Source organism: Idiomarina ramblicola, assembly GCF_003987255.1.
Taxonomy (GTDB): Bacteria; Pseudomonadota; Gammaproteobacteria; order Enterobacterales; family Alteromonadaceae; genus Idiomarina; species Idiomarina ramblicola.
On the sequence record NZ_PIQC01000003.1, the window covers coordinates 164,106 to 186,405 of the forward strand.

The 22,300-nt window shown below is 47.0% G+C and carries 16 protein-coding genes; 4 read left to right on the plus strand and 12 right to left on the minus strand.

Annotated features, from left to right (window positions below; genetic code table 11):
* Positions 1–1,014 carry a LacI family DNA-binding transcriptional regulator gene (locus tag CWI78_RS04230; RefSeq protein ID WP_126780574.1) on the plus strand — a complete coding sequence of 338 codons (1,014 nt, stop codon included), beginning with the start codon at positions 1–3 and terminating at the stop codon, positions 1,012–1,014.
* On the opposite strand, the gene cysQ is transcribed toward CWI78_RS04230, so the two are convergent.
* The 11 genes from cysQ to CWI78_RS04285 all read right to left on the minus strand — a co-directional run bounded on the left by cysQ (position 1,001) and on the right by CWI78_RS04285 (position 16,871).
* Positions 1,001–1,735 (minus strand): 3'(2'),5'-bisphosphate nucleotidase CysQ, encoded by a 735-nt coding sequence (gene cysQ, locus CWI78_RS04235; protein ID WP_126780576.1) that lies wholly within the window; start codon positions 1,733–1,735, stop codon positions 1,001–1,003. The two genes, CWI78_RS04230 and cysQ, sit on opposite strands and share 14 nt — an antisense overlap.
* Positions 1,728–2,336: an adenylyl-sulfate kinase gene (cysC, locus tag CWI78_RS04240; RefSeq protein ID WP_276567876.1), complete on the minus strand. Its 609-nt coding sequence runs from the start codon at positions 2,334–2,336 to the stop codon at positions 1,728–1,730. The genes cysQ and cysC overlap by 8 nt, the downstream gene beginning before the upstream one ends.
* Positions 2,337–2,425: 89 nt before the next feature.
* Entirely contained in the window at positions 2,426–2,914 is a 489-nt protein-coding gene (locus CWI78_RS04245) for a S8 family serine peptidase (RefSeq protein ID WP_126780578.1), read from the minus strand.
* A 14-nt stretch (positions 2,915–2,928) separates the two neighbouring features.
* Entirely contained in the window at positions 2,929–5,127 is a 2,199-nt protein-coding gene (locus tag CWI78_RS04250; RefSeq protein ID WP_126780580.1) for a S8 family serine peptidase, read from the minus strand.
* Positions 5,128–5,242: 115 nt separating this feature from the next.
* The gene (locus CWI78_RS04255; protein WP_126780582.1) at positions 5,243–7,228 is read right to left on the minus strand and encodes a tetratricopeptide repeat-containing sulfotransferase family protein; all 1,986 of its coding nucleotides are present in this window, start codon (positions 7,226–7,228) and stop codon (positions 5,243–5,245) included.
* Between the two features lie 66 nt (positions 7,229–7,294).
* Positions 7,295–9,736 carry a TonB-dependent receptor gene (locus CWI78_RS04260; RefSeq protein WP_126780584.1) on the minus strand — a complete coding sequence of 814 codons (2,442 nt, stop codon included), beginning with the start codon at positions 9,734–9,736 and terminating at the stop codon, positions 7,295–7,297.
* Between the two features lie 344 nt (positions 9,737–10,080).
* Positions 10,081–11,550 (minus strand): glucose-6-phosphate isomerase, encoded by a 1,470-nt coding sequence (gene pgi, locus CWI78_RS04265; RefSeq protein WP_126780586.1) that lies wholly within the window; start codon positions 11,548–11,550, stop codon positions 10,081–10,083.
* A 37-nt stretch (positions 11,551–11,587) separates the two neighbouring features.
* On the minus strand, positions 11,588–12,754 hold the full coding sequence (locus tag CWI78_RS04270; RefSeq protein WP_126780588.1) for a nucleotide sugar dehydrogenase: 1,167 nt from the start codon (positions 12,752–12,754) through the stop codon (positions 11,588–11,590).
* A gap of 11 nt (positions 12,755–12,765) precedes the next feature.
* A complete protein-coding gene (gene galE / locus CWI78_RS04275) occupies positions 12,766–13,779 on the minus strand; it encodes a UDP-glucose 4-epimerase GalE (RefSeq protein ID WP_126780590.1) in 1,014 nt (337 codons plus the stop codon).
* Positions 13,780–13,790: 11 nt separating this feature from the next.
* On the minus strand, positions 13,791–14,855 hold the full coding sequence (locus CWI78_RS04280; RefSeq protein WP_126780592.1) for an undecaprenyl-phosphate alpha-N-acetylglucosaminyl 1-phosphate transferase: 1,065 nt from the start codon (positions 14,853–14,855) through the stop codon (positions 13,791–13,793).
* Positions 14,856–14,870: 15 nt separating this feature from the next.
* The gene (locus CWI78_RS04285; protein WP_167468596.1) at positions 14,871–16,871 is read right to left on the minus strand and encodes a capsular polysaccharide biosynthesis protein; all 2,001 of its coding nucleotides are present in this window, start codon (positions 16,869–16,871) and stop codon (positions 14,871–14,873) included.
* Between the two features lie 81 nt (positions 16,872–16,952).
* Between CWI78_RS04285 and CWI78_RS04290 the strand changes: the two genes are divergently transcribed.
* Genes CWI78_RS04290 through CWI78_RS04300 form a run of 3 tightly spaced genes read left to right on the plus strand, consistent with a single transcriptional unit; the run spans position 16,953 to position 20,979 of the window.
* A complete protein-coding gene (locus CWI78_RS04290) occupies positions 16,953–18,032 on the plus strand; it encodes a glycosyltransferase (RefSeq protein WP_126780596.1) in 1,080 nt (359 codons plus the stop codon).
* Positions 18,029–18,943: a glycosyltransferase family 29 protein gene (locus CWI78_RS04295; protein WP_126780598.1), complete on the plus strand. Its 915-nt coding sequence runs from the start codon at positions 18,029–18,031 to the stop codon at positions 18,941–18,943. The genes CWI78_RS04290 and CWI78_RS04295 overlap by 4 nt, the downstream gene beginning before the upstream one ends.
* A complete protein-coding gene (locus CWI78_RS04300; protein WP_157982692.1) occupies positions 18,940–20,979 on the plus strand; it encodes a glycosyltransferase family 2 protein in 2,040 nt (679 codons plus the stop codon). Before CWI78_RS04295 ends, CWI78_RS04300 begins: the two co-directional genes overlap by 4 nt.
* Here CWI78_RS04300 and CWI78_RS04305 read toward each other — a convergent pair.
* On the minus strand, positions 20,963–22,294 hold the full coding sequence (locus CWI78_RS04305; RefSeq protein WP_126780602.1) for a hypothetical protein: 1,332 nt from the start codon (positions 22,292–22,294) through the stop codon (positions 20,963–20,965). The genes CWI78_RS04300 and CWI78_RS04305 overlap by 17 nt on opposite strands.
* Positions 22,295–22,300 lie beyond the last annotated feature (6 nt).

Here is a 22,300-nt window from a genome sequence, read left to right on the forward strand (position 1 = left end):
ATGGCCACAATTTATGAAGTTTCCAAACTCGCCGGGGTGTCCTTAGCAACCGTATCTCGAGTACTGAATAACAATACTCCCGTGCGCGAGGCGACCCGTCTAAAAGTCATGGAAGCAGTGGATAAGCTGGGTTATCACCCGAACTCAGTTGCCCAGTCTTTAGCCTCTAAACGTTCCAACAGCATTGGCATTGTCGTTTCAGAGCTGAACGGCCCCTTTTTCGGTACTTTGTTAAGCGATATTGAAGCGGCCTTTCGCCGTGCCGGTAAACACGTCATTATTGCTGCCGGGCACAGCGATGAAAAACTCGAAAAAGAGAGTATTGAGTTTTTACAAAGCCGTAACTGCGATGCGCTGATACTGCACGTTGAAGCGGTTACCGACGAGTTTTTAACCGAACTGGCCGCTAAAGACATCCCTTTTGTTTTGCTCAACCGTTTTGTCGATGGATTATCCGACCGTTGCGTCACACTCAATAACCAACATGGCGGCTACCTTGCCACCAACTACCTGCTCAGCCATGGTCATCAACGTATTGGGTACATTTCCGGCCCCATGTGGAAACATGATGCCGAGCAACGTTATTTTGGACACTTACGGGCCCTGGCACAGCACAACGTTAACCCGCAAGAGCGATTATTTTACGAAGGCGATTACCACGAAGAAGGCGGCGCAGCAGGCCTGCACGCCTTATTGAAAGCAGACCCGGCTATCACCGCCGTTGTCTGCGCTAACGATGAAATGGCAGCAGGCGCCATAACATCGGCACGCGAGGCCGGTCTGTCGCTACCGGGTGATTTATCCATCGTGGGTTTTGATAACGTCAACTTTTCCCACTATATGTTCCCCAAGCTCACCACCGTAGACTACCCGATAGGCAGCATGGGCATGATGGCATCCCGGTGGGTCTTAAAAAACGTGTATCAGCAGAAGCTCGACGATATTCAGACCGTGTTTGAGCCACGCATTATCGAGCGGGAATCCGTGGCCCGGCCACGCGTCACCGCGCAATAAAATGGGGGTTGAGGTACGCTTCTTTTTGGTTATACAGCAGCGGCTCACCAGCAACCGTAATCACCTGCCCACCAGCGGCGCTTAGTACGGCATGAGCAGCCCCCGTGTCCCACTCGCAGGTTGGGCCTAAACGCGGGTAGATATCGGCTTTACCTTCAGCCACCAGGCAAATCTTCAACGAGCTGCCCATCGGCACCATTTCATAAGGTTTGCCTAACGCATCCAGCCAGTCGATGGTTTCCTGCGAAGGGTGAGAGCGAGAGCCCACAACACGCAGCGTGTCTGGCTCTTTGGTGGCGACCGAAATGGCTTTGCCATTTAAAAACGCGCCGCGGTCACGTTCGCCGGTATACATAGCATCCAGTACCGGCGCGTAAACCACACCCATAATGGGTACACCCTTTTCAATTAAGGCAATGTTCACGGTAAATTCGCCATTACGTTTAATAAACTCTTTGGTGCCATCCAGCGGGTCAACCAGCCAGTAACGACACCAGTGCTTACGCTGCTCCCAGCTAATGTCTGACGACTCTTCCGAAATAATCGGGTACTGAGTGTCAAGCGCCCGCAAGCCGTCACAAATAACATTGTGGGCGGCTAAATCCGCTTTGGTCAGCGGGCTGTCATCGCCCTTCTTCTGCACATCAAAGTCATCGCTTTGGTAAATGTCCATAATGGCCGCGCCTGCGTCGCGGGCAATGTTTTTTAATTCGTTAAGCATAAATAATCCCGTTATCCTTTAAATACTGCACCACTTGTTCAGCGGCTTGTTCAATGTCCATTTCATCGGTTTTTAAATGCACTTCAGGCTGCTCTGGCGCCTCATAAGGCGACGAGATACCGGTAAAATGCGGAATATCACCGGCGCGTGCCTTTTTATACAGACCTTTCGGATCACGCTGTTCGCAAATCTCTAACGGCGTATCCACAAACACTTCAATAAAACGTTCGCCTGTCAGTTCACGTGCCTGCGCACGGTCAGCAATAAAAGGCGAAATAAACGCCGTACCCACAATCAGGCCCGCGTCCAGAAACAGGCGGCTGACTTCGGTAATGCGGCGAATGTTTTCCACTCTGTCCGTATCGTTAAAACCCAGGTCTTTGTTCAAGCCATGGCGCACGTTATCGCCGTCCAGCAAATAGGTGTGGCAACCCCGTTCAAACAGTTTGCGATCAACCGCGTTAGCAATAGTCGACTTACCCGAGCCACTTAAGCCCGTGTACCACAGCAGTGCAGGTTGGTGTTTTTTCTGTGTGACGCGGTCATCATGCGTTACAGCGGCATCATGCCAGACAATGTTATCGACCATGGAATAGTTCATTCAAAAAGTGATACCCAAATTGTACCGCAAAACAAATAAAAAAACCGCACCCGGCAGAAGCCGGATGCGGTTTTGTTGTGTACTAACGTTTAAAGTGAGTGAGGTTTGCGAAGGTTTTCCACAATCTCAACTTTAATACTGTTAACACCGCTAACGCCGTGCATTTCATCACGCAATTTAAGCATGTTAGTGCCTTCAGGCGCTTTCAGCATAGCCAGGTTTAAGCGAGAGTAAACGCGCTCAACCGTCAAACCAAACTGAGACGCTAAAGCATCCGCATCAACGCCTTTGGTTAAAACAGTCACTACACCCGATACATAGGCTTCTTCACCAGTAATACGGTTAACCATCTCTGTACCGGCCAGCAGCACATCGCTGTCTTCCGCCTGCTGTTCAGCCGACTCTGGCAGCTTAGTGAAGCTATACTGTTGATAGTCACGTTTCGCATCCATTGCTGGTAACTGCTTAACAGCCGGTTGCTGTTGTTTTTTCATTGGTGCAGGAACTTCCTGCGCCGTGGCCGATACCGCAACTACGCCACTTACGGCCACCGCTAATAGTGCTTTCATTAAACTCATATTCATTGCTCCTATTAATGACCGAACGCACGAACGCTAACGGCTTCAAAAACTGAAGGTACTGTGTTGTTAGATACTGGCAAACCACTAAGGTTCAAATCATCGCCATTGGTATCAACTAAACGTACCGTCCATTCGCCAGCCAGGCTTTCGCCATAAAAGGCATTTGCCAAAAACACTGTGTCTTCAAGAATGTACGGGCTACATTGACCTTCAGCACCGACAATAATTTCCTGGCGACCTGATAACAATTGAGTTGTAGTACCTGCAGGAGACGTTACTTCAACCGCTAAGTCAGAACCTGCCGTGCTGTAGAAAGAACAGCCTGAACCGTTAAAGTCCGCATTACTCACTGTCAGTGAGAATTGCAAACCTTCCAGCGTCATGTCGTCTTCAACAGTAAAGCTGTAGCTTGCGCCTTCAGCATTGTTGTCAGGAACATCAACAGCTGTTTCAGGAGAAACGTCCATCCAGTCGGTTTCAATCAATTCAGCCATTGAACCGGCTTCCATTTCTTTTGCCATTGCAACCGCTGCGCCAGCATTCACACGACCAAAGCCGTATTTCAGGTTAAACGCGTAACCCGCATCGTTTTCAATCCAGCCCGGGTCGGCAACAAATTCGCCACTGTTAACCTCTAAAACTACGCCTTCATCTTCAGCATCGACCTGATCAGCCGTGTTAGCCATAATGTGACGAATTTCGCGAGCACTCAGCGCTGGGTTAGCTGAACCAATCAAAGCAACAACACCAGTTGTGTTTGGCGCCGCCGAAGAGGTACCGTTAAACGTACTGGTAAAGTTACATGATGGGTTTTCATCGTGACCCGGCGCATTAAAGTTTCTGAATGCTTCAAAGTAGCCCGGCGCTCCAGCTTGAGCGTCAATACCATCCTGAGAAGGGAAACTGCTGTAACCTTGCAAACAAGTGGACTGATCCGTCGTCACCATGGCCGGAGCAAACTCACCGTACTCACCTGCCGGTGCAGCAACAAAAATATTAGAGCCCGCAGTCGAGTAGCTGGTATGTCCGCCGTCAGAGTTAACCGCCGCAATGGTGGTTGTGTAGAAGTTTGCGTTTGACGGGTCCATGTTACCGTTCAGACAAGTTAAGCCTGAGGTGACAGCACCGTTAATGTCGCAAAGTCCGGTTTGCCCGCCATTAAACGAGTTACCCGCCGACTTAACGTTAATTGCGCCAAGACCGTTACGTAAGGCCGTTGCAACGTACTTTTCAAACGCTTCGTCAGTTGGGTAGGTATAAAGCGCAGCAGGGTAAGAAATACCGTAGCTACGGTTGTAGGCAATAAGCGGGTCGCTCTCAGAAACACCGCTGCCCGGTAAACCGTGGCTTAAAGCAGAGTTCAATTCGTTTTGAGAAACATTACCACCTAAGTAGTTAGCACCAAATACCTGCGCCTGTGGTGCAACACCACGGCCGCCCAGGTCGTTACCTGCTACTGCTGCAATCAAGCCAGCAACCGACGTACCGTGATCACCGGTTTGAGATAACGTATTCGTCGGATCCATCTTATTGGTCGCATTTGGATCAAAGTTCAACGACATATTTGGCGCAATGTTATCGCGCAAATCAGGGTGTTGAATTTCCAGACCAGAATCCACAACACCAACCATCATTCCCTGACCAAATGCACCCTGTGCATAAGCTTCAACAACATTCATGTCTTCACCTGCAACATAAATGCTTTCGTCAAAGAAAGTAGCCAGTGCTTCTTCTTCAGTCCAACCGTAGTTGTTCACTAAAAAGTCTAAAGCTGCCTGGGTCTGAGTATAAGCTTTCTGACCGGTATTATTCAGGTGCCATTGCTGGTAAGCCAGCGGGTCACCTTTAATGGCAGAACCTTCAATAGTCACAGTTTCAGTAGTACTTAACTCACCATCACTAACTGTTACTTCAATTGTTGCCGTTTCGGCGCGCATTGGAGTGTAAGTAAACTCTCCGTTGCTGTTAATCTCTACAGTACCGGGGGCAGTACCATCTTCGGGTGCAACAACCGACGCAGAATAAGTGACTTCATCACCATTAGGATCAGTGGCGGTTACTTGACCGGTCATCGGTTCCCATTGGGTACCTTCAGCAGAAACCTCTGCCGAAACCGTTGGTGCGTAATTATCATCACTACCGCCACAGGCTGCTAAACCCATTACAACAGCAGCTGATAATGCCGTTAATTTAAATTGTTTAATTGGCATTTTAACCTCATTTATTATTGTTCCCCTAAAAAGGAACAACACTATAACGAGGACGTTAAGATTATGTAAGCAGAAAATGTAACAAAGTATTAATAAAATTAACGAGCCAGTAACACTATCTTTCGTCCCATTGTTCCATCAATGACTGACCCAAAGCCTCTTGCAGCGGTTGTAGCTGGGCTTCAAATTTCTGCCACTGACCAATACCTTTCGCGTTAATAGGTTGCCTCACTTGCTCAGAACTGGCGGTTTTGACTCGTCGCTCTGCTTTGTGAGACCGCAGGCATTGCGGTTCCAGCGGCAGATCCAAATAGTCAAACAGGGCCTTAATTTCGTCTTCGGGGTTTTCCACCAGCTGCTCATGTATCACCGTATGGATGCTGCCGGGATAAACCTTATTCCAGTGCGCCATCAAATCCACATAGTCACGGTAATACTCCGCCAGCATATCCAGCCCATAACTAAACTCCTGCCCTTCAGCGAATAACTGCTTGTAGGCGCTAAAGCAGCAGTCCATGGGGTTACGCCGGGCGTCAATGATCTTCGCATGGGGAAGCAACGTTTTAATTAACCCAATATGACGAAAGTTGTTCGGCATTTTATCGGTAAAGAACAGCGCGCCCGACCGGTAAATTTCCGTTTCAGCTAAATAGCGTTCACCAAGCTGCATGAGCTTTTCCGGCGTTAACTCATCCAGTACAGACGGGTATTTCGGTGTGTCTGCCTGAACCTGACGACCATTCAGGGAGTGCGCAATAGCCGGAATGTTCGGCAGCTCTGAGGTTCCTTCTACGGCCGAGTGCGATGCCAGTATTTGCTCCACCAGAGTAGACCCCGCGCGAGGCAGCCCCACAATAAATATGGGGGTTACGTTTGAGTTAACCGAGACTTCCGGCAACGCCTTCACTTTCTGCTCGGTAAAATACTCACGTTGTGCCGCAATGCGCTGCGCCAGAACGTCAGGTTTAAAATGACTGGTGCCGCGTTTCAGTTCATTGCCCTGCTGGTAGTAGTCGAAGCTCTTGCTGTGCTCACCGTGCTGTTCAAAGGCTTTACCCAGAGCAAAGCAAAAATGTATGCGGTCATTTAAATGCGTTCTCGAGTCTTGCGCTGCGCGTTCCATCACCGCTATTTCGTTGTCGCTAAACTTGTACGTTTTCAGGTTAGCCAAACTCCAGTAAGCGTCGCCAAAATCCGGACGCTCCTGACATGCGCTTTGATAACTCTGTATCGCATCCTGCTGCTGGCCAATGGCTTTTAATAAATGACCTTTGGCAACATGGATACCGGCAATATCGTCGTTCATTTGCTCATTAATCAGCTCGTCATACAACGTCAGGGCTTGTTCGTCGTAGTCTAAAGCGGCCGATAAATTGGCAAACAGCGCTTTGTACAGTGGGTTACCCGGCTCTTTCTCAAACAGCTCTTTGGCGTGCTTGTAAGCCTCACTGTGTTTCTGTCGGCGCTGCAACACTTTAATGTAATCAAATTTGGCTAAATCGTAATTCGGCTCTAATACCAGCACGCTTTCTAAAAGGAACTCGGCATCGTTCAATACATCCAGTTGGGCGCCAATATTTGCCAGCGTTCGCATGGCTTCAACATGATGCGGGTTACGCTGTAAGAACGCCCGGCAAATCTTTTCGGCTTTGTAGTACTTGCCTTCATGGTACAGGTTCAAGGCCGCTAAAATCTGCTTGGGCTGGCGCAACAAAAAGTTCGCTTGTTGCTGGTTCCGTTCCGCCTGATCTGCGTTATTTCTGCTCGCTTCCAGCTTTGCGGCCGAAGCCCAGCTGGCGTGCAACGCGGGGTTAAGACGAATGGCCTGATAATAACTCTGCAGGGCTTCGCTCGTTTTTCCTTGTGCCTTTTGGGTATGTGCAAGCTCCTGAAACGCCCGCCCGTATTCGGGCCATTCCGTTAATAACGAAGACAGCGTTTCAGCAGCTTGCTCAAGCCGATTTAAATAGCGATACGCAACCGCCTCATAATACAGTGACTCTTTATAGGCGTCACCGGACAAGGTATCACGCTCCTGCTGCAACAGTTCAAGCGCCTGGTCAAACTGACTCTGAGCTAACAGTTTCTTTATATGCTCCATAACAACCAATAGTTCCTCACCATTAAAAAAGGGGCCAAATGAAGGCCCCTTGTTCAGACTCTCTTATCAATAAAAGTCGTAAGATACTGACAAGCCAATTGACCGAGGACGATTGGTTGTCGTTCTCAAGATATCGTCTTGCGTATTGGTATACAACTCAGCACGCTCGTCGGTGATGTTTTTAATGTAAAGCTTAACGCTCCACTGATCTTTCATCACACCCACTGACGCATTGCCAATGTTGTACGACTCCTGCTTACCGCCGGCCTGCTCAACTTCAGCAGCCACCAGTGACGGGTACGTCTCGCCTGCGTATATCCAGCCAACTTGAGCAAAGGCATCCCAGTTATTTTCAAGTGTCCAGGTATAACGGCCGCGCAGGTTACCCTGTACCTTCGGTGTTAATGGCAGTTCAGAGCCAATCGGCAAGGTACGGACAATGCCCTGACCCGTGCGAGTCAATTCGGTATCGTTATACGACAAGGCACCACTGAAGGTAAAGTTGTCGGTCATACGCCAGGTGAAGTCTGTTTCCAGACCGCGAATTTCTGAATCCGCTGCGTTATCAACAAAGGTCAGAATAGAAATGTCGGTATCTAAACGACTAATCTGCATGTCGTTCCACTCAACAAAGTACGCATTCGCGTTCCAGCGCAATGAGTTGTCCAGCAGTAGTGACTTCCAACCAAACTCGTAGTTAACCACTTCGTCTGACTCGTAAACGGTGTTAACCGATTCGCCGGCATCGTTGGTCGCACCACCAGCGCGGTTAAAGCCGCCCGGGCGGAAACCTTCAGAGTAAGTCGCGAAGAACAACACGTCCGGCGTATATTGATAGCTGACGGTAAACTTCGGAATCACGTCGTCCTGTTCAAGCGGCTGGTCCGTGTGACCTGCGGTTGAATTATAGTCACGTCCGGCATCGCCGTCGGTACCTTTTGACGCAAAGCTCGACTGACCATAAAAGTCAGATTCCATGTCATACCAACGCAGACCAATTGTGGCAGACCACTGCTCGGTGAAGTCATAAGTAAACTCACCAAAAGCCGCAATTTGTTCTTCAGTACGCGTAATGTCGTTGAAGAAACCGACACGCGGTGGACGCGTATTCGGGTTATTAGCGTATACGCCTTCCATTGGTGCGTTCGGCACAAAACCTAACTCTTCAGGGTTTGAGAAGTAGAGGTAATCGTCCTGCGTGTTAATTTCAAAGTCATCGTAGAACACACCGGCAGTAATACGCGCGTTGTCAGAGAAGTCATAGTTAATACGAGCTTCCTGAGTGAAACGCGTGTGTTCCTGATAGCCTTTAAAGCCTTTGGTTGGGTCAACACAATTTTCCGCCATGCCGTCATCACCGTAGTTACAGGTGTAATAGACGATGAAGGTGCCCGAGGTGTTGTAACCCGTATAATCAACTGACTGTTCAATTTCACGGTCCAGGTAGCCACCGGTGTACAGCACTTCCAGTGCACCCAAACGACCATCTAATGTCCAGGTCGTCAGATCAAAACTGTCTTCCAGCTCATCCGGATAATAACGTTCAACGTCTAAATCGCCCACATCCGGGTCATAGTCGAACACACCGTCAGCGCCAAGGTCCTGAGCCTGATGTTGTACCAACAATTCCCAATTGTTGTTAATCAGGTACTTAGCACTCAGGCGGAAGCCTTTGTAGTAGCTGTCGTTAAAGTCTTCTTCCGCCAGAGGGGTGTTAAACGCACTGGTGAATTCGGTGCCGTCATCAACCAGGGCTTCCATGGACGGATCCATAGGCCGGTAATTCGGGTTGTTCGGGTCAATAGAGAATTCACCCGCGACATTGTCGATGTAACCGCCACGGTTAACGTTATAAAACGCACCACGAACGGCTAAATCATCGGTCACCGGAATATTAATATAGCCCTCTGAAGAGCTGCTCATTTCACCTTCGGCCATGGTTTCAAAGCCGGTGGTGAAACCCGCCTCAAAAGCGCCTAAAACGGGCTTTTTGGTAATGTAGCGAATGGTACCTGCTTGCGAGCTTGCGCCAAACAGTGTGCCTTGCGGTCCGGGTAACACCTCAATACGCTGCAAGTCGGTTGCGTAAACATCAAGGTTACGCCCGGGAGCCGTTACCGGCTGCTCATCAACATATAAAGCAACGTTCGGCATGGTGCCCTGTGCACCTGACAGCATGACAGTAATTGGCTGAATGGACATACCACGAATAAATACGTCGTTCTGTCCTGGCCCACGGCCACTCGAAGTAACATTCGGTACATACTGCGCGTAGTCGTCAAAGTTGCCGATATTTTGTTCTTTTAAATCGCGGGAACTTAACGCTTGCACGGCGGTTGGAGTTTGCTGGATATTTGTCGTACGCTTGGTAGCGGTGACATTGATGGTTTCAATTTGCTTAGATGTTTCTGCTTCCTCTTGCTGCGCGGTTTGTTCTTGCGCAACTACTGACGAAGAAGCAGCTAATGCTATAAAGATAGCAGAGCTCAACTTATTATACTTAAACATGGGTGCTCCCAGTTTCTTTGAGTGAAAAATCTCCTCGAAAATGCGTCTTAAATCAAAAGACACCTAACTTAACGATTCTTTACAATTATATAGGTTTTAGAGTAAATATCCAAAAAACCTTCTGCCACGCAGCCTGACACTGGTGTCAGGTCAGATATCGAACCTGACGTAAAACGTCAGGCTACAAAATCAAAAAGGAAAAACGAGAGGAATAAGCCAAAGACTCATGGCAATGTAGGTAATAGCTACAGGCAGGCCGGGAAGTGAAAGAAGCTTATTGTAGTTCTTAGCTTCCCAATAATGCTGGAAGTGCTTACAAATTTTCCATCGTTTGCCTTAACCATTTATTTCATTCGCTGAACTATCGCGTCCGTGCTTTCATCAAAGAACTCATCACTCTCGCCATCCAGTACACGCAATACGTCCATGGCAATTTTCTTACCTTTTTCAACCCCGGGCTGATCAAAGCTGTTCAGGTTCCAGATAACGCCTTGTGTGAAAACTTTATGCTCATAGGCCGCTATTAACGCACCGAAACTCTCAGGCGTTAGCTCATCCATTATTAACAAGTTAGATGGATGTCCACCCGGATAATGGTCACGCGGCGAAGATTCATTTTCACTGCCTTCCCACATTAATCTGCGGTGTGCTAAACAATTCGCAACTGCCAAACGCTGCTGACTTTCCAGGCCTTGCTGGACGGCAGAGTCAAAACCAGGGGCTTCACGCTTCAATACCGCCACGAAGTCTGCAGTAAACTCATCATAACCCTGGTGCAAATGCTGAAAAAACGCATGCTGCCCGTTTGGTCCAAAACCACCCCAGATAATAGGTCCCGTAGGGCATTTTATTGGTTTGTTGTCAGCGGTAGCCTGCTTGCCGTTACTCTCCATATCAAGTTGTTGCAGGTAGTTCGGCAGCATACGCAGGCGGCCATCGTATGGCAAAATCGCCAAGTTATTAATACCCAACTCTTCGCGGTTGTACACACCATATAACGCAAGCAACATCGGCAAGTTGTCTTCTGCAGGGGCACTGAGGAAGTGTTCATCCATTGCCTTAGCACCTTCTAGCATACGTTCAAATGGCCGAATTCCAGTCGTTAAAGCAATACTTAACCCAATTGCCGACCATAAAGAAAAGCGCCCGCCAACTCCTTCGCCAAAGGTGAACTGCTGTGCCGGTGGTATGCCATAGTCAGTCATTCCCTGAGCATTGGCCGACACCCCTATCACGTGCTTTTCCAGCCATTGCTCTTGTGTCAGCGCAGGCTCGATCCATTTACGTACCGTGTCCACGTTGGCAAAGGTGTCAACCGTGCCAAATGACTTAGACGACACAATAAATAGGGTTGTTTCCGGATCAACAATGGGCAGAACAGCGTATAACTGCCCACCGTCCATTGAGGACACAAAGTGTACCTGTAAGTCATGTAAGGCGGCATCGTTCGCAAATTCGCGTAAAGCAAAGGCACCCATTTGCGGACCTAAGTCGGAACCACCTACACCAATATTTACCACATCAGTAATAGGCTTACCCGTAGAGCCTAACCAGCGACCCGAGCGCAGCTTTTGTACGGTATCAACAAAGCGTGTTTTACGGTTACTTTGCCTTGCAACTGCATGGATAGATCGGCTCAGTACATGACTTACCGGGCGGTCTTCACTTAGGTTGCAGTATTCACCTCGGCATAACTGGTCTCGATAGTCATCAAAGCTTTTAGGTAAGCGTTGCCCTGTCGATTGGAAAAGTTCATCGACCGTAAGCTTTTGGTAACTGGTATCTAAGGCTAAATAAGGTCCGTTTTTTATCATTGTTCCATCCATTTTGATCATCTACGTAATGCTGACATTAATCAGAACCAAATAAGTCACGCGTGTAGACCTTTTCCGCAACGTCTGACAGTACCGTTTCCATTCTATTAGAAATAATTACATCAGCTTCCCGTTTAAAGTCATCTAAGTCCGTTACGACTCGAGAATTATAGAAAAGAGTGTCATCTAAAACGGGTTCATAGACAATAACTTCTATTCCTTTCGCTTTAATTCGCTTCATTACCCCTTGAACGGCAGAAGCTCTAAAGTTGTCAGAACCAGATTTCATTACGAGCCGATAAATACCCACAACCTTGGGTGCTCGAGCAAGGATGGAATTCGCAATAAAGTCCTTACGAGTTGAATTAGCATCAACGATTGCTTTAATCAGAGTTTGCGGTACATCCTCATAGTTAGCCAGTAGCTGCTTAGTGTCTTTAGGTAGACAATAGCCTCCGTAACCAAACGACGGGTTGTTATAATGCGAGCCAATGCGAGGATCAAGGCAAACGCCTTCGATTATCTGCTTGGTACTCAAACCATGAGTCTCCGCGTAACTATCTAATTCATTAAAGTAAGCAACCCGCATGGCTAAAAACGTGTTCGCGAATAGCTTAATGGCCTCAGCTTCGGTCGAGTCGGTAAACAGTACAGAAATATCTCTTTTTTTAGCGCCCTGGGTGAGCAAGTCGCCAAAAGCTTTAGCCCTGTCTGAACGCGCTCCAACAATAATTCGTGATGGGTACAAATTGTCATGTAGCGCCTTACCCTCACGTAAAAACTCAGGCGAAAAAATGATGTTATCCGTTTCAAACCTTTCTCTCAAAGATTGCGTGTAGCCCACCGGAACGGTCGATTTAACAATAATGATCGCATCTTTATTAACACCCAAAACCTGCTCAATAACTGACTCAACTGAGCGTGTATTAAAGTAATTGGTTTCAGGGTCGTAGTCGGTTGGTGTAGCTACAAGTACGAACTCAGCTTCTCTATAAGCGCTCTCCCCGTCTGTAGTAGCTACTAAATTCAGATCTTTATTTGCCAGAAAGTCTGAAATCTCGGTATCCACAATCGGCGACTTTTTTTGATTAATTAAGTCGACTTTCTCAGCCACCAAATCAACAGCTTTCACTTCATTATGCTGAGCTAATAACACCGCATTTGATAAGCCAACATAGCCCGTTCCTGCTACTGCTATTTTCATTTAATTTACCTTTACTTCTTATACCCCTGAGGGTTGTTCTGTTGCCAACGCCATGTATCGCGCATCATATCATCAATATCCAGCTCAGCTCTCCAGCTAAGCTCTTGTTCTGCTTTACTAGCATCTGCCCAAAATGCGGCTAAATCGCCTAAACGGCGAGGAGCTATCTTATAAGGAATTGTTACTTCAGTAACTCGCTCAAATGCTTCGACCATTTGCTTAACTGAAGTACCAGTCCCCGTACCTAAATTATAAATATGCGCCCCCGCTTGTTCGGTTGCCTGAAGCGCACTGACATGGCCTTTCGCTAGATCTACCACGTGCAGGTAGTCTCTTTCACAGGTTCCATCTTCAGTATCATAGTCATTTCCAAAAATCGATAAGCACTCCCGTCGCCCAACTGCAACTTGAGCTATAAACGGCATCAAATTATTTGGGATACCTTGAGGGTCTTCTCCGATACTTCCTGACAGGTGCGCACCTACCGGGTTAAAATACCTCAGTAATACAACAGACCAGTCCGAGTAAGCCACGGTAATATCAGTCAGTACTTGTTCAACCATTGCTTTCGAAGTGCCGTATGGGTTACTCGTTTTCCCCCGAGGCATGTTCTCTTTATAAGGCACAGTAGCATCTTCGCCATAAACCGTTGCCGATGAAGAAAAAATCAATTTAGTCACACCTGCGGCCGCCATCGCTTGAGTAAGGGCTACACTACCGCTGACATTCACTGAATAGTAGTCAAGCGGCTTATTAACACTTTCACCAACAGCTTTTAGACCCGCAAAATGAATAACTGCATCAATATTGTGGCTCGAAAAAACCTCTTTAAGAGCTGCACTATCACGAATATCAGCTTTATAAAAAGTAATACCTTTATCGGCTAATTGTTCAACACGTTTGAGGCTCTCAATGCTTGAGTTGCATAAGTTATCCAAAACAACCACATCGTGCCCACTAACTAATAACTCCAATACAGTGTGTGAGCCAATATATCCAGCTCCGCCCGTTACTAAAATTTTCACGTTAATTATCCTTAATTTTCTGTCCTTTCTATGCGTGACATTTGTCCCTTTAAATATTTGGTGAGTCCAATATATCCGAACAAAACCACAACAATAACAACAAAACGCACCCACTCAGCGGCATTGGTATACTGAAGTATGACACCAAGTCCGGCTATCGCCGTCATAATCAATGTCAATCTTATTAAAGTCTGTTTTTGGGAGTAACCCGCTTTCTCAAATAAATGGTGTATGTGTTGTCTATCCGCCAGCCATGGACTCCGTTTTTGCTTAACCCGACGTGCCATAACCGTCAAAATATCCATCAACGGAACCGCCACCAAATACAGCGTTGTTACGGGGTCTATCACAACCGTTGAAGTGAGATGAGACTGAGAACCAACGATAAACAACCACGTTACTGTAAAGCCCATGAGTAAGGAGCCCGCATCTCCCATAAACACCTTAAACGAGTGCCCGTCTGCTTGCAGGTTACTAAAGAAATAAGGCAGTAGAGACGCGATGCAAACAGTCCCTAGCCAAACCAGCATATGGTTTCCAGATAACATGCTCAAAACTGTAAAACCAGTTAGCGCAATCAGCGAACTCACACCTAGCAGCCCATCAATACCATCGATCATATTAAAAGCGTTCATTACCCCGACAGCAGCAAACAAGGTAAATGGAAGCGCTAAAATTCCTAGATGAATGTCCCCAAGTCCGACCAAATTACCTAGCGACATCAAATAGGTGTCTCCGGAAATAATGACGACACAGCCCGCTAAAATCTGCCCAACAACACGTATCCGAACACTAATATCATAAATATCATCAAGCACACCGACGAAAGCAACGACTGCCGCACCAACCAAAAAAGAACTAATCAACGGACTGAAAGGCATCCACCATATTAAGCTCGCCGCAATACCACAGGCAACCGCGATGCCACCAATCAGTGGTGTATTCACTCGATGCAACTTTCTTTCTGAGGGATGATCCAATAGCCCCCAAGACGGGGCCATTTTTCGAAAAACAACAAGCGCCACTAAGCTCATACAAAAACTGAGTAGAACCGCTACCCAAGATAATCCTGTCATTTGTGTTTCCACTATTTAAAATCGTTTTAACCGCAGTATCATGCGCTTTAACCTGCGACTTAATTGAGCAGTGTAAGTTTCATTCTTTTGTTCTAGCCGCTCTTCTGCAATTTCATTCAACGCCTGCTCCACCGACGTTAGACACCCACTTTTGGAGCTCAGGTAACGGGGGTAAATAATCAATGTTGCAGCAACTAACTCATACAAACTGCGTTTTTTTTGCCGGCGCGAATTAGGATATAAATCTTGAGTAAGCCCCCAGCCAGAATAAAAAGGCTGTCCGTAACAACAAACCTGAATCCCTCTCAATAAAGCCTCAAACCCTGTCAAAGACGTCATAGTATGTACTTCGTCACCAGGCGCTAACTTTTCTAATAATGACGCCATATTATCACGTATAACAATTTCATCACAAAACTGCACCTGCTCCGACTCATTTGAATCGGGGTTACGTAAACCGGCGACAACGTCAGGGTGTGGCTTGTAAACAATATGAGCATCCGGATTCTGCATTCTCACTTGAGCCAGCAGCTCGACATTCTGCTTTAAGTTCGGCGAGCCATATTGAATGGATGCATCCGACTCCACCTGGCCTGGTACTAAAATCACTACTTTAGCTGTTTTAGGCCGCTTCCAACTGTTGTCCCCAACGTTGTACTTACTCACTTGCTCTTTCACTAAGCGCCCAACCAGAGCTTCAGCTCGGCTAAGCTCATCGTCAGAAAGCTCATAGTCATTCAAAATAGCTTCAAGTCGTGAAGGCCGAGTAGCATCGTAATACATACCCATGTCATCAATAACCCATGATTTAGGCGCCGTTAAGTCGGCTCCCAGCCCCACGGAGCGAATAAAGCCGTCTTCAACACACAAACGGCTTTGCTTATCTTGACGCCCCCAAACCACACAAGGTTCATTCTCGGGCAATGCTTTACCGCGTGGCATGAATTGCAGCTGAGTGCCCGAAAAAAAAGTCTTCAAGTACTCACGCTTCCAGCGCGGGAAGCGCTCTGCCAAGAGCTTTTCAGGAAAACGTTGACGCCAAATACGCTGTTGACCAACCCATTCCATCAGCTCTTCAACCTGACATGCCGCCTGCTTTTCGGGATGCCAATAGCGTGCGTAACGCACCAATGCAGCGTATAGCAATTGTTGCAAAAACACCGGATTACGACGCGAAGGAGCCTTCAGGGTATCGTTAGTCAGCCCCCAGCCAGCATAAAACGGCATACCAAAGGTATAAACTGGTTTTCCCCATAACAGAGCCTCAAAGCCTACCTGAGAGGTCACACAAAAAACGGCATCAGCGCCTTCAATAATATCCGGCGTGTGTAAGGGACGACCTTCAAGCCTGACATTAGACTGGTTTGAAAGTTGGTCAATATTGAAATGACCTTGCTTCAAACCGGCAATGACGTCCGGATGCGTTTTTATGACTAATAAATGCTCTGGAAAACGTTGCTTTGCCACAGACAGCATTTCCTGAAACGACTCAGCCGACGCCAACCCATAATTTATAGACGCATCGCCCGCCGTTTGGTCTACCAAAAGCACATAAGGCCGACCATAATCGACATTATGACTTCTATGAAGGTTATACTTTGATAGCTTTAGCTCACACCATCTTTTTTGAATAGTATCAGCGCGTTGCTGCTGTTCTTCATTTAATGGCTGTAAAATAAGCGCTTCTAATTCTGACGCCGAACGAGCATCGTAGTAAATTCCCTGCGTATCAGCCACTATTCCAAGCGGAGGGCAATGAGCGCCTAACTCTACTGAACGCAAAAATGCATCTTCTATTCGTAATAATGGGAGTTTTTGCCGTTTAGCGTAGCGTTCAGCAACTTTTGACGATGGTTTTCTTCCCCACGCCAAAACCGCCTGCCCTAAGTTATCTTGAAAACCTATACAGCGTTTAAAACGGCCAACAACGTTAATCTGAGCATCCAGCATGGGCGCTAAATGCTTAATTTTGTTCAGAGCCGGCGACACCGAAATATAATTGTTTTTATTTCGCAAAGAGGCATTTCCTTTTACCATGACGGTTAACTACAATAGCAACGCATTATTATTCTATTAAAACGACAAGGACGGCGGCTTTTGGTTCATAAGCACGTAACTAAGCGACGTATTTTATTTGTCGCAGGAAATAAAAACTCGGCAAAATTTCTGTCCGATCCCGCTTTTATTTATCGTTGCCAAAATCCAGCGCTAGCACTTAGCGAGCAAGGCCATGACGTTAAGTGCATTCATTATAAGGATCTTAGCCAACAAAAAAATCCCGCTGACCTGATTATTTTTCACCGTCCTTGCTTTCGAGACTTCAAGACCCGTTGGCTGCTGGCTAATGAGTTAAAGAAACGCCGCAAACTAGGGACTGTTTTAATTGCAGACTTTGACGACTTAGTCTTTGACCCAGCGTTTGCAGAGTTTAGCCCGGGCGTTATTAATGGCTACGTTTCCCTGCAACAAACACAGAAGAACTTTACGCAACACGCAAAAACCTTAAGTTATTTTGACGGAATAACCGTTTCTACGCAGCCATTGAAAACCTTTGCATCTAAACTGTTTAATACTGATAACATTTTTTGGCTGCCAAACTCCCCTCATTTTCTTTGGCAAGATAAAGCTCCGGCGGTCACCAATTCAGACACTTTTGATATTTGCTACCTGCCAGGAACCCGCAGCCATGACAAGGACTTCGCCTTAATAACAGAACCATTGGCGGACTTTTTGACAGAACACCATGACGCGAGACTTAAAATTACAGGGGTATTAGATAAAGAGCGATTCCCTGACCACTTAAAGGGACTCTCACAGCAGATACTGTGGCAGGAAAAGCAACCCTATGACAACTATTGGCGAGTCGTTAACAGTGGTCACTTGCACCTTGCACCATTACAAGACACGGTCTTTAATCGTTGTAAATCCGCCTTAAAAGCTATTGAAGCAAACTTCTTCAACCGGCCTGTCATTGCTTCCCCTATTCCGGATATGCGACGCTTTTCAAAGCCTGGCGTTAAACTTGCAGAGACAGCAAACGACTGGTTTCAACAGCTTAAAAGTGGTTATCAAGATGGTGAGCAAACAGATGCCCTGAGGGAGCAAGTATTTGCATACTACACGCCTGAGCAGCACGCAAAGGATCTCATTAGTTGTTACGAAAAGAACGTATTATGAACAGCTCAAAGATAAAGTCAGCGACTGAAGCGCAACAAGCAAGTCGGGCCGGACGTTACGATTGTAACGTGTTGCATAGTTTTCGTTACCACTGGCAGCAACAGCAAACCTTTGAACGCTGGTTAGACTACATGATATTTAAGCGCCAGCTGGGTTACCCGCTGTCTCCGGCGCACCTAAAACTTGCGCAACACTGGAGCAAAAATAACTGGCTGCAACGCTTGCGAAGTAACTTGTATGGACATCGAGCGCGGCAGTTACAAAACTTAATAGATGAGATAAAAGGTTATTCAGCCACGCCAGGGGTGAAGAAGCCTTTTCAGCAACGCGTTGCTGGCTGGCGGCAACAAGAAGCAGCCAACTTTAACGAATTGCAGCGGCGTCTTAGTAACGCCAGCGTGGTCGTTGTTGGTAACAGCCCCAATCTGGCTGAGCAAACTCAAGGCGCGCAAATTGACACTAACGATATTGTTGTGCGCTTTAATCAATACGCCAGCGAGCATACTCAAGAACGAGACATTGGAGAAAAACTCGGTGTCTGGGTAATGGCACCAGGATACCAGGGGCCGGTGCCGAATAACGCTGAGTTTGTCATAGTGACAGGCCCAAATATGCTATGGTGGCAACAGAACTGGCATGCCTTGCAAGAACATCGTGGCAAAATAATTGGTGTCCCTTTAGAGTACTGGAGACAATGTGTTCAATTACTGGCGGCCCCGCCAAGCGCCGGTTTTTTAATCGTGAAACTTTTAAAGCAGCTACAGATGAAGCAATTGAGCATTACTGGCTTTGGCATACAGCAAGGCTCTCCTTACCACCACGCCATAAAGGGCCACAAGGCGGTTAGTCGCCACAACTGGGACACCGAAAGTACAATAATGACGGAATGGATGCACCAACATCGTTTATGAGTGATATTCAACTGATTATGAAAAGTCGCCGTTGGTCGGTAAAAAGCCACGCAAACCAGCATATTCTCAATAACCAGTCGAACTCAAAACTGGGTTGGCAGCGCATCGTGCTTATCGCTAAAAATGAAGCAGCGGAAAAGTTTTTAGCTTATCGCGGCCTTATTATGGCGCGGCAAAATCATCATTTACAGGGCGTGTCGTTACATTACGATGACCCAAAAAAAGCCTCGTTGGTTTTCTATCGTCATAACCCTCTGCAAACATTAACAATAGACTGGATACTGCCCGCCGGCATCGAAATTGACGCAGAGCCTCTGTTTTCCATTCGAATAAAGCCTATTTCTGCCGCCAAAGCCTGGTTTTTTATGCTGCAAACAGTGGCGCGACGTGACAAAGCTAATGGCGATAATGCCTCTCAAATTTATCGCCTGACTCGTGCTCGTCAAAAACGTAGCGGCCGCTCGCATGCTTTGCGCAAGCTAGTACAAGCTTACCAGCCTCTATTACAACACCAGCTGACCAGCTGCGAGCCCTTTAATTACTGGCGTCTCCATAATGAACCCATCACTCGTGATGCTTTACTGGCGCTCTACAAGCCCTCAGATAGTCAACATATAGCAGTTGTACCAGAAACCGCAGACAAAATAGACCCCGACAAGTGGTATCACACGCGTACAGACGAAGTTATCTACACCAAGCAGTTTTATCCTCTATTAAATGCTGCCACGGTTATTGCTGATCAAAAGCATGCCGATATCCTTTACTGGGATCACGATAATATTAATAAGCAAGACGAGCGCATACTGCCCCATTTTAAGCCCGACTGGAGTCCTGACTTATTTTCTGCACAAGACTACATTGGCCCAGCTTACGCAATTAAAGGACGCTGTTTAAAAAGCGCCTTCGACGCTGTCCAAAGTACGAATGATCACTATGTCAGGCTCATTGCCGCCATTGAATCTCTGGGGCGTCAACCAAGGGTTATACATATTCCGGTTATTCTTGAGCACCACACACCACAAGTCAGTATTGGCGACCCACAGGCTACCATTGAAACCAAGCGTCAACATGCGGTTACCAATTGGCTAGAGCAGCAAGGCGACAAAGTTGAGTCGTTTGAGTCAGCTGTAGAGAATGGCGTTCGCAAAATAAACTTTGCTATTAAACAAAACCAAAGCGACACACCGCTTATTAGTATTATTGTACCGACACGTAATGCCTTAGACATCACCCGAAACTGCATTAACAGCGTGTTGCAGAAAACTGAATTTAGCAGCTATGAAATTATAATCGTCGATAACCAGAGCGACTGTCCACAAACTCTGAAATGGTTTAACGACATCCAGGACGAGTCCAATAATGTGCGAGTCATTCGTTACGACGCGCCATTTAATTACTCGGCCATTAATAATTTCGCGGTCGCTCATGCACATGGCGAACTGCTTTGTTTTTTAAATAACGACACTGAAGTCATTAATGAAAACTGGCTACGCGAAATGGCGCAGCAAGCACAGCGTCCGGGAGTGGGCTGCGTTGGCGCTAAACTCTATTACCCCGACAATACCATTCAACACGCTGGCGTTGTGCTTGGACTATGGGGGCTTGCCGGTCATGGCCATAAGAACTTCACCCGTCATTCGCCAGGCTACTGCCAGCGCCTCGCCAGTGTTCAGAATTACAGTGCAGTTACAGCCGCTTGTTTAATGATGAAAAAGTTCATCTTTGACGAAGCAGGTGGATTTAACGAGAACGAGCTAAAAGTTGCATTCAATGACGTAGACTTATGCCTAAAAGTACTGGCTGCGGGGTATCGTAACCTGTGGACGCCATACGCCGAGCTTTACCATTACGAATCGAAAACACGAGGTAAGGAAGACAGCCCCGAAAAGAAAGCTCGCGAGCGTGGAGAAATTACCTACATGAAAAAACAATGGGCCGCACTGATAAAACACGACCCAGCTTACAACCCCAACCTAACGCGATTACAGGAAGACTTTGGTGTTAATCTTGAACCGACGTTTAATCTTCCTCGTTGAGCGTCTCCAGGCGTTGCTGATAAGTCTTTCGTAATCTTTGCAGCGCCTTCTTATTTTCTCCTTTCGCAGCAATCTCTATCGCTTTATCGAGTACCTCGCAAGCGGACTCAGTATCGCCATAACGTTCCAACCATTTACTAATCTCGCGCAAGTAATCGACAGGTTTAGAATTCTCAGACAAAAACACATCCAGAGCATTACTGGGTAGTGGCGGTTTAGGCTTCGGCTCTCGAACGGGTAACCCCATCATTTCGGCTAGCTTTAACTGTGCATAAGGTATTTCATCACGCTCTTCCGACTGCAGCTTGTCTGCCAGCCGTAACTGTAACCGCTCCATAAGTTCTGGCTCCTGCCGGCACAGTTCCTTATACGCACTAATAACATCTTCTAAAGACTTTCGTGCCTCTGTCTGCGCTAAAGGCGCCACTGTTTGAGGCCTCATAAAATCATCAGGGCAAAAAGCCAGTAAGTTATCTCTCATCCGCTCCATAGATCTCTGGTAGCGATCTGAAATGGCATTAAAAACCGCTGTGTTAACCGCCTGCTTTTTGCCAATGTCTAGCTTGTTGTTACTCTTATCTGAATACCCTTGTAACACCCTGTCGATAACAATGCTTTCTCGGTTTTTTTCCGGATTCAGCACGCCATTGAGTAAGCGCTTTATTTCTAACGCCCCCTCAGTATAACTTGTATTAATTTTTCTTTTTTTCAGCTTAAAGCGATTTGCCGCCCACCCTTCAATACCTATTCGCTTTAGAAAATCGAGTTCAATGCGACCTTTATGAAAAGTAGGAAAGTAATAAGGCCGGACAGTTAGCTGGTCGTCTTTAAGAACCTTTTGCCAGTCAAAGAATATTTGGCCATTCACCCCTCGGTTATTGACCCCCACCTGCTTATACAGAAAGTCGTCAAGAGTCAGTGTTGAGTAGTGGCGCTTAATCGACTGGTTGTGGTTAGAAATAAGTGACTCAAGCGGATGCCGAAAGTAAGCTAACACTCCCAACTCGTGCCCTTCAAATAAGGAAACAACACTTTCAGGACGACGATACATTGCCTCGGCAGACAACAACAAACGGCAATTACACGCTTTTGCTTCATTCAGCCACTGTTTCAAAAGCGCTTTCGCTTCTTCTAAATTACCTTCCACTAAAAGCGCACCAAAGCTGGCATGCCCGCCAGACACATTGTTCGGGTCGAAATTATGCTCAGGGTAATAAAAGCCGTGTTTTTTTAAACGGTTGCGGTTTTCATTTAAAAAGAACTGAATCGCCGACGTTCCTGTTTTAGGCGCTCCAATATGCAAAATAACGTTCATAGGTTC